General features: G+C 40.5%; 11 protein-coding genes. 3 read left to right on the plus strand and 8 right to left on the minus strand.

Features of this window, described 5'->3' with window-relative positions; translation table 11 throughout:
- Window positions 1-54: 54 nt before the first annotated feature.
- Window positions 55-903: a 3-deoxy-8-phosphooctulonate synthase gene (gene kdsA, locus QPX86_RS05640; protein ID WP_220751453.1), complete on the plus strand. Its 849-nt coding sequence runs from the start codon at window positions 55-57 to the stop codon at window positions 901-903.
- Window positions 904-975: 72 nt separating this feature from the next.
- On the opposite strand, the gene QPX86_RS05645 is transcribed toward kdsA, so the two are convergent.
- The 4 genes from QPX86_RS05645 to QPX86_RS05660 all read right to left on the minus strand — a co-directional run bounded on the left by QPX86_RS05645 (window position 976) and on the right by QPX86_RS05660 (window position 4,531).
- Window positions 976-2,394 (minus strand): AmpG family muropeptide MFS transporter, encoded by a 1,419-nt coding sequence (locus tag QPX86_RS05645; RefSeq protein ID WP_285164599.1) that lies wholly within the window; start codon window positions 2,392-2,394, stop codon window positions 976-978.
- A gap of 120 nt (window positions 2,395-2,514) precedes the next feature.
- Window positions 2,515-2,853 carry a hypothetical protein gene (locus tag QPX86_RS05650; RefSeq protein ID WP_220751458.1) on the minus strand — a complete coding sequence of 113 codons (339 nt, stop codon included), beginning with the start codon at window positions 2,851-2,853 and terminating at the stop codon, window positions 2,515-2,517.
- Window positions 2,854-3,301: 448 nt separating this feature from the next.
- A complete protein-coding gene (locus QPX86_RS05655; protein WP_285164600.1) occupies window positions 3,302-3,886 on the minus strand; it encodes a peptidylprolyl isomerase in 585 nt (194 codons plus the stop codon).
- A 78-nt stretch (window positions 3,887-3,964) separates the two neighbouring features.
- Window positions 3,965-4,531 carry a YajG family lipoprotein gene (locus QPX86_RS05660; RefSeq protein ID WP_220751461.1) on the minus strand — a complete coding sequence of 189 codons (567 nt, stop codon included), beginning with the start codon at window positions 4,529-4,531 and terminating at the stop codon, window positions 3,965-3,967.
- 307 nt (window positions 4,532-4,838) lie between these two features.
- Here QPX86_RS05660 and QPX86_RS05665 point away from each other — a divergent pair, with 307 nt between their 5' ends.
- Together QPX86_RS05665 and QPX86_RS05670 are read left to right on the plus strand one after the other, a co-directional pair.
- Window positions 4,839-5,882, plus strand: coding sequence for a DUF2804 domain-containing protein (locus QPX86_RS05665; protein ID WP_285164601.1), 1,044 nt, complete (start codon window positions 4,839-4,841; stop codon window positions 5,880-5,882).
- A gap of 53 nt (window positions 5,883-5,935) precedes the next feature.
- A complete protein-coding gene (locus tag QPX86_RS05670; RefSeq protein ID WP_285164602.1) occupies window positions 5,936-6,817 on the plus strand; it encodes a sterol desaturase family protein in 882 nt (293 codons plus the stop codon).
- A gap of 415 nt (window positions 6,818-7,232) precedes the next feature.
- Here the strand turns inward: QPX86_RS05670 and QPX86_RS05675 are convergent, their stop codons facing one another.
- From QPX86_RS05675 to QPX86_RS05690, 4 genes are read right to left on the minus strand one after another with little or no spacing between them, the layout of a single operon-like run.
- Window positions 7,233-8,534, minus strand: coding sequence for an MFS transporter (locus tag QPX86_RS05675; protein ID WP_285164603.1), 1,302 nt, complete (start codon window positions 8,532-8,534; stop codon window positions 7,233-7,235).
- On the minus strand, window positions 8,531-8,878 hold the full coding sequence (locus QPX86_RS05680; protein ID WP_220751469.1) for a cupin domain-containing protein: 348 nt from the start codon (window positions 8,876-8,878) through the stop codon (window positions 8,531-8,533). Before QPX86_RS05680 ends, QPX86_RS05675 begins: the two co-directional genes overlap by 4 nt.
- Before the next feature lie 9 nt (window positions 8,879-8,887).
- On the minus strand, window positions 8,888-11,278 hold the full coding sequence (locus tag QPX86_RS05685) for a heparinase II/III domain-containing protein (protein WP_407696629.1): 2,391 nt from the start codon (window positions 11,276-11,278) through the stop codon (window positions 8,888-8,890).
- Between the two features lie 2 nt (window positions 11,279-11,280).
- Window positions 11,281-13,548, minus strand: coding sequence for a polysaccharide lyase 6 family protein (locus tag QPX86_RS05690; protein ID WP_407696630.1), 2,268 nt, complete (start codon window positions 13,546-13,548; stop codon window positions 11,281-11,283).
- Between the last annotated feature and the right edge of the window lie 254 nt (window positions 13,549-13,802).

Genomic DNA, 13,802 nt, shown 5'->3' on the forward strand with positions numbered 1-13,802 from the left:
TTTTATGTCGCGTTAAGTGGTTAACGCGACGATATTGATAAAAGAGAAATGACTATGGAACAAAAAATCATTGGTTTGAACGAACTTGAAATTGCAAATGACAAACCGTTTGTTTTATTTGGCGGCATGAACGTGCTTGAGTCTCGTGATCTGGCCATGTCGATTGCCGAGCATTATGTTGAAGTAACGCAAAAGCTAGGCATTCCGTATGTATTTAAAGCCTCTTTTGATAAAGCTAATCGCTCATCGGTTAATTCATACCGTGGCCCAGGCATGGAAGAAGGCTTGAAGATTTTTGAAGAAATTAAATCAACCTTCAATGTACCAATCATCACAGATGTTCACGAAATCCACCAATGTCAGCCAGTGGCTGATGTAGTTGATATTATCCAACTACCTGCATTTCTAGCGCGTCAAACTGACTTGGTTGTAGCTATGGCGGCGACAGGCTCAATCATTAACGTGAAAAAACCGCAGTTTTTAGCACCACATGAAATGCGTCATATCATTAAAAAGTTTAATGAAGCCGGTAACGACAACATCATTCTTTGTGAGCGTGGTTCAAGCTTTGGTTATAACAACCTTGTTGTTGATATGCTCGGTATGGATGAAATGAAGCAGTCGGGTTACCCAGTAATCTTTGATGCAACGCATGCACTGCAGCGTCCAGGTGGACGTACAGATAGCGCTGGTGGACGTCGCGCACAGGCTACAGAACTTGCCCGTAGTGGCATGGCGTTAGGTTTGGCTGGTTTGTTCATTGAAGCGCATCCAGATCCTGATAACGCTAAGTGTGATGGCCCATGTGCATTACCGCTAAATCAGTTAGAAAATTACTTAACCCAAATGAAAGCGGTAGACGACTTAGTTAAATCGTTTGACCCAATTGATACCAGTAAGTAGTTTATCGTTCTCAATAAAAAGCCCAACTTAATGTTGGGCTTTTTTGTTGCTGCTTATCAAGCATTCAGTAAGTTAGTTTTTATTGTCTGCAGTTTCTGTAATCGCATCATCTTGATTAACTTTTTCGCTCTCCTGAGACGGCGGCGGATATCGCTGTAACAAACTAATGAGTAGCAACACTGGAAAGCCGATTAAACTGGCCGCAATAAAGAAGTTAACGTAGCCATAGGCATTAACATAAACCCCGGAAAAACCGGCGATAAATTTAGGGAATAGCAGCATGATGGAAGATAACAATGCATATTGACTGGCGCTATAACCACTGCTGGTAAGGCTGGATAAATAAGCGATAAACGCTGCGGTGGCGATCCCTGCGCTAAAGTTGTCCACCGAAATTGCGAAGGTTAAGAACGGCACGTTGTAGCCAATATAGGCTTGCCAAGCAAATAATAAATTAGTGACAGCAACCAAGAGTGCACCAACAAACAGAATTTTCATGGTGCCGTAGCGCATGATTAAAATCCCGCCAGTTCCAGCTCCTAACAAGGTCATGATTAAGCCATAGACCTTACTTAAAAAAGCGATTTCTTCTTTACTAAACCCCATATCAACATAAAACACATTGGCCATGATCCCCATGACAATATCGGAAATGCGGTAGCAAGAAATCAGCAGTAAAATCAGGATGGCTGACTTGCCGTAACGCTTAAAAAAATCAACGAAAGGCAAGACACTCGCGCTATATAACCACGCCATTGCGCTGGCAACTTTAGTGGGGTATTTTTCTGCAAACTTTGCTTTGAGTTGACGCTCTTTTTCATCTGCATCTTTGGTATCAACTTCGGGCTCTTTACTAAAAAAGGTGGTGATGAGTCCAATAGACATTAGCATGGCCATGGCTAGGTAGGCGGTTTGCCATGCTTCTAAGTTGTACTCGGTATTACCAGGGTCTACCCAAGCGGCAATGGTTAATGCCCCAGCTGTTGCGACAATCATCGCGCCGCGGTAGCCCACTTGGTATGCCGCAGCGAGTGCCGCTTGCATGTCTTGAGGGGCAGATTCTATTCGAAAAGCATCGATGACAATATCTTGGGTGGCTGAAGCAAAAGCCAGAATAAGTGCAAATATCGCAAGTTGCTCTAAATCGACTAACGGATCACTTTGGGCCATGCCTAAAATGGCCGCGACCAGTCCAAGCTGGGCGAATATCATCCAGCCACGTCGACGACCGAACAAGCGCGTAAATATGGGTAAGGACATGCGATCGACAAGAGGAGACCATGCCCATTTAAAGGCGTAAGTTAATGCAATCCAACTGAAGTAACCGATAGCGGCTCGATCGACTCCCGCTTCACGAAGCCAGAAGCTCAACGTTGAGAAAACTAACATAAGTGGCAGGCCTGCAGAAAAGCCCAGTAATAACATGATGAGTACACGTTTGTGATAATAAACAGATAAGGCTTCACGGGTACGAATTAGCAGTTCTGACATTGAGGCAACTGATTGAAGGAGAATGGCTCTAGCTTATGTCGCGTAGCTGATTGGTTCAAGCCATTCTGATTGGAAATTTAATCGAGTGTTAAACAAAAGCATTGTAATTGAACATATGGGTCAAACTGTGGGCCTGATCCCGATACATCCGTGGGGGATATCGCCGCCAATATTGATGTAATCACAACAGTCATGAATTTGTTGTCTGAGGTATTGGTTACCTCTAATGACAATATCTGGCCATTCATCAAAACAGTGGAGTAAGTGCCAAAATACCTTTTCTGTGTCTGTGGGTGAAGGGGAGTTATCGCTAGTGTCTACACTGATACTTTGCCATTCCTCTAGTACATCCCACATGTATAGTTTAATTTCTTTATGCTCCAATTGGTTATCTAAAAATGCCTTACCATAATAGGCCAATTGCGGCGCTTTGGTTTCTATGAAGTCATTTGGGGTCATTGATGACATCCTTTTTTATTGCTTTCCATTGACTAAGACGGAACTAAAATTAACTGAAATTATTTATCGAATAAGACAAGGTTAATAAGCTGCGGGTGGTTCATCATTCGATAAATAATGCTCTAAACACGAAAAGCCGCAACTTAAAGGTAAATTAAGTATAGTCAGGATTGTGGAATAATTACTCAAGTTTACAAAGTAAGAGCAAATTTAGAGGCTTTAACTAGTCTTGAAAGTAACAGCGCCACAAATAGCTAAAAAAAGTGGAATGAAATCAATATTTCACTCCACTTTTAAATTTAATTTGTGCTTTAGCCAAAAAATGTAAATTTAAATAATTTACATTTATCTGTTTTCTAGGCTTGTTGTTTGGCTTTGTTGTTTGGCTTTGTTGTTTGGCTTTGTTTATTGAGCTTGTCGTACTACTAATTGTTAAACTGCGAGTTGATTATTTGGCAAGAAGCGTTGCTTTGTTTAACAGGATTTCTTTAACCGGAAAATCAGGCCAATTAAGGTGGTCATTATGCTGAGTTGGCACATATGACATCGCTTCTAACACTGCCATGCCTTCGACTACTTCACCAAATACGGCATAACCCCAACGACGTTTTGATGGGTTGAGGTTTTTGTTGTCACCGACATTAAAATAGAACTGACGTGTTGCTGAATGTGGGTCATTATCACGCGCCATGGCAATGGTCCCCATACTATTGGATAAGCCATTCCCTGATTCATTAAACAGAGGGTCCATTGATTCACGTTCTTCTAGCTCTGGATTTAATCCACCACCTTGAACCACAAAATCAGCAATTACGCGATGAAAAATCGTGTTGTCATATTCACCTTTCACTACATAAGTCAGAAAGTTATCGACAGTCAGAGGGGCACGTGTTCGGTCCAATTCAACGATGATTTTTCCCATAGTCGTATCAAACTCGACTTTTGGGTAAAGGGTATTTGGTTGAATATCGACGGCGGCATTGGCCATCATTGACGAAAATAACAATACACTGGCTACAATCCGTTTAAACATAAGGTTTTCCTAATCTATTGTATATGGTTGATGACTATTTGTTTCTGTTCTATGGCCGCTTAAACTCACCGAAATGAATTAACCTTGCAAAAAATGATGTAACTCAGGGTCATTAATGATTTTAGTAGTGAGTTCATCAATCAACTTATTCATATCAAGTTCTAAGGTGGCAAAGTCTGGACTAAAGGGGCCTTTTAATAAGCCTTTACCGTTATAAATTTTAGTGAATTCTTGGGTTTGATTTTTAGCAATGACATTGATGGTTAAATCTGTTTTTGCTTCGAAGCCAAAAGTCGACTCAGTGACATCCGTTAAAAGATAATCTAACTGGAACTCAACAGTGTTACTGGCAGCTGGATCCACTTGGTATCCTGCATTACTCATCGACTTTTTAAATACGCTATCAAGTTGTTGTCTGATAGGTTCGCTTGGGCTGACAAGCTGCGCTGCTTCATCACCTTTGTTAAAACGGACGATAAAATTTGCTTTACGCACATCAATAGTACTGACAGCGACAGTATCATAGCGATCTATTTTATTAACGACGTTAGGCACATTTGGATTAAGTGCAATATGAGTCGGAGTATGGCTAGCACAAGCTGATAAAAATAACGCGGAACACAAGAATAATGGCAATGATTTCATAGCTAAAGACAATAAAAAATGGTGCGCTCAGAATAACAGATTTCTAGTACCTTTCCAGTCCCAATAACTGAGTTAATTAGTTGGTCTAAATATAGTGATTAGCCTGCAAAAGGTATAGATGTTCGGCTTGATTTTTAATTTTAATTGAACACTATGCGTTGACATATGTTGATAATTTATCCACGTTAGAGTTAGAACTTTAAAGTAAACGGATTCAGCTTTAGGCAATCAAGTTGAATTTCAGCGGTTTATTTATATTGTTCTCTCTAATGAGTATGACGATTAACGACAAAAACATGGAAGCAGTATGTCATTGAATCATTTACAACTTGCGCCAGACAAGCTAATGAACTCTGAAGGTCAGCCTATTTATGGACACTTTGATGGTGTAGTAGGTGACTTAGCAATAAAGCAGTTTAACTATTTCAATGAGATGGATAAGCCTTGCTCTTGGTTTGCTAAGTATTTCGACTATAAGCAATTTCAATTTATCAATATCACCACACCGAGATACATTATCGGTGTAGCCATTGCTGATATCCGCTATGTGGGCAGTAGCTTTTGTTATTTGTACGATATTGAAAAGAATAAACTAACTGAAACGCAGGCATTAAAGCCATTATCTTTGGGGATGTCTGTTTCTCATTCGCCACAGCAGGGTAAAGCACAAATAAAGCATCGCCAAGGTAAAATCGAGTTCTCGATTAAAGACTCACAATGGCAGCTAAGTATTAAGACTGATGACATTAAGGCTGAGCTGGAGTTGTCGCCGCCGCCATTAAGTTTACCCATGAGTTTGTGTACACCAACAGGTTACAGCGGTTGGACTTATACTCAAAAGCACAATGGTCTCAAAGTTAACGGCAGTTTAATAATAAAAGATGAGCCTCAACCCCTTAACGCAGCCCTTGGAGGTTATGATTTTTCTGCAGGTTATATGCGCCGTGAAACAAGCTGGCGCTGGGCGTCGATAAACACACATGTTGAAGCGGGTGTTTTAGGCTTAAACCTTGCGGCAGGTGTTAACGAAACGGGCGCCACTGAAAATGTATTATGGATTAATGGTGAGCGCCATTTATTGCCTAGTGTGAAATTCGACTTTAACCGCCATTTGAGCAATGACTATTGGCACATTAGTGCTGATTTTGGTAAAGGCCCAACTACTGGCGAAATTGATTTAACGTTTAAAGCGCTAAATTGTCGCAGTGAGAAGCTTAATTTGGGTTTCTTAAAGAGTAACTTTAGACAATATATTGGATATTTTAGCGGTCATATTATTGATAATAATGGTCATAAACATCTGCTACATAATCAGCTTGGATTAACAGAAGATCATTTTGCTAAGTGGTAGCAGTTAAATAACCCGTATAAGATTTTTAATAGAATAATAATATTAGGTTTTCAATGGATTTGAACTCAATCATCAATCACCCTGAAATGTTGTTACTGGTCTTGGCACCAGTGTTTTTCGTTTGTATTTTTCTTGAATGGTACTTAGGGGATAAACGCCAAAAACTCCCTCAGTCTGCTCGTTATCACAAAGCCGAAGTGTTTTGTAATATGTGCTTAGCGGGTATGCACCAGGTAACCGATATTCTAGCTGGGTTGTTAATTGCTAAAGTGTATTTAGTGCTATTTGGCTGGAAGCTTTTTGATATTCAAATGGGCGTGTTAAGTTTTATCATCCTAATGGTGCTGCAAGATTTTTTCTATTATTGGTTTCATCGTGCAAGTCATCGTATACGCTGGATGTGGGCTGCCCATGTAGTACATCACAGTTCAGAGAATATGAATTTTAGTACTGCTTTTAGGCAAAGCTTAATGTATCCATTGGCGGGAATGTGGTTGTTTTGGGTACCGTTAGTGATTATAGGTTTTGACCCTAATTGGGTGGTATTTGTTGTGCTGCTTAACCTAGGTTTACAGTTTTTCGTACATACCCAAGCGATAAAGTCGTTAGGTCCATTTGAGCTTATTTTCAATACGCCATCACATCATCGAGTTCATCATGGTCAGAATCCTCAATATATTGATAAAAACTATGCTGGCGTACTGATTATTTGGGATAAGCTATTTGGTACTTTTGAAGCCGAAAAAGAAACCGTGATTTACGGTATCACTAAACCTGTAAATAGCTTTAACCCTTTCACTGTTAGTTTTGCTGAGTGGCGGGATATGTTGAGTGATGTGACCCAGTCAGGCTTAAGCTTAAAGCAAAGGTTTACAGTGTTGTTTTCGCCACCAGCTCAAGCTGACAAGTCAGCTAAAACTGGGAAAGCAAGCTAAAGCAGGTATGCTTTATTCTGATAAATAGAACATTCAACTTAGGCATAACCATAGATAAACCAGAGATAAAATTTGTGCGCTAAAGGCAGGTATGAATTGAAAGTGTAAAGCTGAACCTTTTGAGGTGAACATTTAGACACTTGCTGAAGATGAGATAAAGAAAGGTTTAACCTACTTAACAGATACTCGGAAGGGGTTGAGTATATGCTAAGTAGGTCTCACCAAATAAAAAAGGGCTCTTTGGGTACAGCCCCAGCTTAAATTATCAATATAAAGCCAATCACCTTATTCAATAAAACTAACTGAGCAATGAGTAGTTTTCAGTTAATCTATCAACATAGCGAAAGACTTTTTCGTTAAAGATAATGTCTTGCTAAATCGTTTAAAAATACTACTTATTTGTTTATTTATATGCTTACTTACTTTTCGGGCTAACAGGCTCTATTTTAGGTATCAAAATCCAGACTGATGCTATGGCAATAACCGCAAGTGATGCACCAATAACGAATGCTGGGGTATAGTTACCGTTAGCTGTTAGATATGGCACTAATGCTGTTAAACCTAATGCACCTAATTTTGCCGCCATTCCAGATAAACCAGCTAATGTTCCAACCGCTTTTTTGCCAAATAAATCGCTTGGCAATGTTTGCACATTTCCGATGGCGGTTTGGAATCCAAATAAGATAACCGCCATGATAATAACGGCGGTTGTTGGCCCACCTGGGTTCGCCATGGATAACAGTGCTGGCAACATAATTAAACAACCTAAGGTTATCGTCAGTTTGCGCGTTTTATTGGTGTCCCAGCCTGCTTTTAAGCGGTTTTGTGCCAATAGACCACCGAACCATGCACCTAACATAGCGCCTACATAAGGAACCCAGCCGTATATGCCAATAGATTTAACATCCATGGCGTAGACTTCGTTAAGATAAATTGGAATCCAGAAAACAAATAACCACCAGATAGGATCTATCGCTGCAGAGGCAATAATCACGCCCCAACTTTGCTTATGAGAAAGCAACTCACTCGTTGTAGGGTTGTACTCTTTAGCGTCAGCTTCATCGTCTGGTTTAGCCGTTTTTTGGCCTGTTAGAATGTATTCACGTTCTTCTTCAGTGATCCAAGGGTGAGACTTAGGCGGTGCTTTGACTAAAATAATCCAAGGGATTAACCAGAGTAAACCCACTAAACCAATGACCACGAAAACCATTTGCCAGCTAAAGTAAACAGTCATATAAGCGATAAGTGGAATCGAGATAATGCCACCAATAGCAGCGCCTGAGTTGAAGATCCCTTGAGCTAGCGCGCGTTCTTTTGTGGGGAACCAATCTGCATTACTTTTGGCTGCACCTGGCCAGTTACCAGCTTCTGCGACACCTAAAATGGCTCTAAAGATACTGAAACTGAGCATTCCTTGGGCAAAAGCATGGGCTGCAGTAGCAAGTGACCAAACACCGATAGAAAGTACGAAGCCTAGTCGGGTGCCTATCCAGTCAAATATTTTGCCAAATATCGCCTGGCCAAATGCGTAAGATAATATGAAAACAATAGAGATATTTGCATATATTTGTTTGCGCTCTAACGCTGACTCATCAGGGAATATATCTTCAACAATGTCGGGCCAAAGCACACTAAGCGCAGAGCGATCGATATAATTAATTACGGTCGCTAATGCGATGAGTAAAATGACCCACCATCGAAGATTGTTTATTTTCATTTTAATCCCTCAATGAAATCTTCCCTTGCAGGGCTAAAGGTATCTATCAAAATACCGCCAGTAGGGCATGTTGCACCGTGGTCGGCATGAGGAGGGATCATGCAGCTGTCACCAGCTCTTAAAATCTTAGTGACGCCGTCAATATTAAAATGAAACTCGCCCTCTACAACGTAAGTGACTTGAGAGTGTCTGTGGGCATGGTTATAACCAATTGCGCCTTTTTCAAACCAAATTTTTACCGCCATTAACTCTTCATTAAACCCAAGCATTTGTCGCTTTAGGCCGCCGCCGATATCTTCAATTTCCGTTTCATTGCCAAATGAGAAATGTGCACTCTGTTTCATTGTTTACTCCTACTGCGTAATGGTTAATAACTGGTATCTTCCGCTGAAGCTGTAAGGCTTTTTAAGGTAAGAAAAGTTATTGGTTGTGGTTTGTTTTTTTGGATTTTTGGTGTTGTTTTTCAAACTGTCGTCAGCCTGTTTATGTGACACGGCTAATACGAATGGCAGCGCTGCATCGGTGTCAGTTTTTAAGCTAAAACCGATAATACTGATGTCACCTTGACGTTCATATGTCATTGATTGCAATTTGCTGGTGGCATTTAAGGTGTATTCAGCTGATGGGTTGTATTCGCCATGGGGCTCTAACACGCTAACAAATCGATGTTGCTTACTGTTTGTCACACGTTGAATAAAGCTGCTTTCATTGCGAAGATTATCGTTAGGATCATTAGCGCCCAGTTGAGTAAATAACACTTGAATCGCACCATCATTAATACTGCTGTGAGTATAAAAATGGCCGTTTTTATTTAACCAAGTGACTTTTTGCAAGGCGCTACCAGCTGACATTTCACTGCTCTGAGGCTGGGATGTCGCCGTAAGCCATAAGTGCTGATAACCAGAGTTTTTACCTAATGGCTTAAGTTGATTAATAAATGACTGACGCTGGAAATTGGTATCAATGAACTGCCCTTGATAATGGACTGGGAGGTCATATTGATGCGGATTTGCGCTATTTACATCAAATACATCGAACACTAGCGGATATTCAACACCATTAGCATTAACGGATATCAATGCCATAGTACGAGTAAAACTGACGTCTTCATACGCCGTATTGATGCTTGCTGAAGCGAATGTCGCTTGTTTATCGTTATGGTAGAAAAGCAAATCTGGATGGTGCTTATTCCCTGTTCGGGTATTGCCATTAAAGTGACTGGTTTCATCAACGACTAGGGTATTGTGAGCAATGGTTTGTTTAGCCCAAGTTTTGTTTTCAGGTAAATAGCCACCACCGGACTTAGCTTCGATATTCAGAAACCTTGCTGCGCCATAATCAGCAACAATCTCTTTGCCATCATCGTAAAATTGCCAATTTAGTTTATCGAAATGCCCATGGCCTAAACCTTGCGCAGTAGCCTTGAATACTAAAGCTTGGCTGCGAACACCTTGCTTAGGTTTATGATTATTGCTGGTAGTTTGACGGCGCATAAGAACCAGTGCGCCTTCATTACCCTCTTTCCCGTCACGCAGTACCATAGATGAAAATGGGTAACGGCTTGCTAGCTTGGTAGATTTTTTTTCTGCATCTATTGCCTGAGCAAGTTTGAGACCATCGCCTGTGAGTAAAATACGATTTTGTTGTCGGGCAATATCGATGAGGCCAATGCGAGTATTAAGAGAGTTAGTATCAAGAGAATTAGCATTAAGGCTATTAGCATTGAGACCATAGGCAATACTGACGGCAATCACTAGCTCCATGGTATCGATGCCTTTGCTTTTAATTGCATCATTTAACGGGAAGAATAAGCCGTTATAGCTTAAATCAATCGTGCTATAGATTGCTTTTAATAAGATACCATTACGGTAGTTAAAGATTTTTCTCTCAGGCTGATTCTGCTCAATGGCTTTAGCAAATGTCACGAAAGGGAGTAGGGCAAAACGCTGATAATATGGGCCTTCGTTATAATAGCCGTCTGGTGAAAATAGCTCGTCCAACTGTTTGAGAAACCCGCCTTTACCAGATTTGTTTAAATCTAATAGTGCTATTTCAATCAGTTCTGGCTTATCTAATACAAAGCCTGTCATTCCCACAGCAGCGGTTGCCCATGTGCCATGATTATGAACTTTATTAAAGGTGTGCGGTGATTGGACTGAAATAAAGTCTGCCACGGGTAAAATAATGCCAGTTTCTATTGTTTTCCTGTCTTTATCGGATAAAGAGTCAATAATAAAATCGTAAGCCTGAATGGTATAAACAAGCCACATTGCTTCGTTAAGCCCTTGCCAAAATAGCTTGCCTTCATTTTTACTTTTACGTTTTGGGTGGCGGGGTAAGGTAGGGTAAAGCTCGGCATATTCCAGCAACATATCACGAACGAAATGCGAATATTTAAGCTCTTGGGTTAGCTGATACATGATGCCTGCATCATGCATGTGCTGATAGTTTTTCTTATGGCGCTCATGGGTGTAACCACCGCCACCATCAACGGGAACAGGCACAATAATCTCTTGCTCTATGAAGCGGTCAACTTCAGCTTTTTGGGCCTCAAAAGTCTGACTAAATACACCTGGTGATTGAATTGCTAGCCGCATACTTTTCACATCTTGCTGATTAATCACCAACCTAGGGTGGCTCAATGTTGCAGCCTGGGATGAAACTGAAAACAGAGTAATAAGTAATATCGCTACGAGCGAGAAAGTGATGGCTTGGTTGAGATTGTGTATTAAAGTTTTTTTCATCATTACAGCGCTTTCTTATCTGACAGGGTAACGAGGTTATTTGTCAGCTTGGCGGTTGATTCGCCAACAGTGTAAAGCTCAGTGACATTAGGTTTTTCAGTGTCGATAAACTGATTGTGTGTCACTTGGGTGATAGGTTCCCCTGTTGTGTGTTCAATATTGATATAAGCACTGTTAGCAAAACGATTTTTATTGATGTCAGTCACTTGAACACCATGAATATATAAGCTGGCTTTAGTCTTATTGCGCTTACTATTACCAACATTGATAAGGTCGTTATTATTAAAGCTGAAGTGCGGGCCAAAGGTGCTCTCATCAGTGCCACCGCGATAAAGCTTCACTAATGCTCCATCGATGTCATTAAACTGGTTGTTATTGATAGTGAGGTATTCAGCATTATAAATACCGCGATCATCAGTTTCTTTATTGAGCCTAAATAAATCACCTGAAATTAAGCTAAAACGGTTATTGATAATTTCAATCTTATTGGCAAATGCGCGCGCACCAGAGTCAAAAAAATGAAACGAGTGGTTAATGTTTAATTGGCTAATATCACTGTTAAACATACTAAATCGATAGTTGGTTAGCATGCCCGATTTACGGGTTCTGATGACGGTGTTACCTGATGAATCGGGGCTGTTTATCCCAGTTATGGCAAGGCCATCGAGTTTCAAACTTCCGCCGTTTTGTATCTCAAATAAACTGGCGCGGTTAAAGTTGATTATGGGCTTTTGTAGTGACTGGGCGATAACCGAAATGGTGTTATTAATCTCAATGATTTTTTCAATCAGATATTCACCAGCTTGTAGTGAAATGATATCGCCATCATTGGCATTACTTATCGCGTTGATTAGTTCATTTGATGTCGATACTGGGTGGGTTTTACCTGAATCAAAGATGGTTTCAGGTTCATTTTTAGGGTACCAAGTGACGCCCGTTTGATCTTTCAGAGTTGGGGAAATCTTTTTGGACGCGCCATAGTTGGCATTAACTTTATTAACTGGGTAAAGCAGACCATTAGCAGCTCGCTTTAGGGCTATCTTAGTTGGTTTTATCCCCTGAGAGATTTGGTTGTTAGTCAGCTCATTCGATAAGTTATTGGCAAATTGAATCCCTGAAATATCATCAAAGATTGAAAATGGAGCTTGTTGGTTGTTATTAACAAATAAGTTGTCATTGACGGTTGAATCTTTTGGAATTGCAGAGCGTTCTTTATCACTGCCCGCAGCCAAATGAATATGGTCAACGTCAATAAAGCTGTTGTGATTAACTTTGGCATTAATCACTTGATGATAGCGATTGAGTGGCGAGTTTGGCACACCGTTCATGATGGTAAAACCACTACCGAAACGATACCCTTTTAAGCCTTCTAGGTAGTTGTTGGTGATGGTTTGATCTCGATTAATAATTCGAATACCACCCGTGTGGTCAACACCGTTACCTAAAAACACGTTGCTGTCGATGTTATTGCCGTTACCGTGCCGCATGGTTAATGTGCCACGGGATTCAAAGAAAGTGTTGTTGCGAACTATGTTTCTGCCTGCTTTAATTGAGATAATTTCTACTTCACCATCACAGCGATCAAAATAGTTGTTTTCGATAACGGTGTAGGAATCTGTCATTGAATAGTGGCTGGTGCCAATACGGATGGTTTCCCCGCCGTTAGAGCCTAATGTTGGGCGCGGGCCAAAATAGTTATGATCGATTTGATGATGGTTCTGTTGGCTTGCTTCGCTGCGAAGTCTAACTGTTAATGTCACACCTTTATTGCGTTTTCCAATCAGATGATTATGGTCAAAACGGTTATGTTTGCCGTACAGCGCGACCCAAAAGTCTGATTTGTGACGATCTGGGTTATTAAAATTATCAATAACGACTTCAGTTACACGGGAGTGGTTGGCAAGCTCATCATTAGCTGTACGAAAGGAGATGACTGAATTACTTGGAGTATAACCGTCTTTAAAGACTAAGCCTGACACCTGTAAATATGCACCAGACATTTGTAGATTTGATTGGCCTGTTAATATCACTTTACCTTTGGTTTGTGCTGAAAGGGTAATAGGGGCATCTTTGGTGCCTTGGCCAGTAAACTTCATTTCAAAGTCTTGCCAAACTCCGTCAGTGAGTATGATGTCATCACCAGCGGTTAACTTGTTCACGGCCTGATTAAACTCTGCTTGGTTACTTACCATATAACTTGCTGCATTGAGCTGGTATGAGGCTAATAGCATTCCAAATACGAATACTGACTTTAAAGAAACAGAGAACATCTTGTCATAGTGTTTTGAGCTATGTATTGCTTTGAATGAAAAACTCATCATGACTCTCTTTATCGTTATTATTGTCAAATTTGTTCATTAAACCTGTTTTTACAGGCTTGATACTGCATCTGATTAAATTAAATAACTCCTACCTCAATAATTAAGGTAGGAGCTGCACGACTAAGTTTTACTTAAGGCTAAAACTTAACTTTTGCACCAAGGAAATATTTAGAACCAGAACGCGAGTAGTTCGAAACCATTGT

Origin of the sequence: Shewanella goraebulensis, assembly GCF_030252245.1 — a bacterium.
Lineage (GTDB): Bacteria > Pseudomonadota > Gammaproteobacteria > Enterobacterales > Shewanellaceae > Shewanella > Shewanella goraebulensis.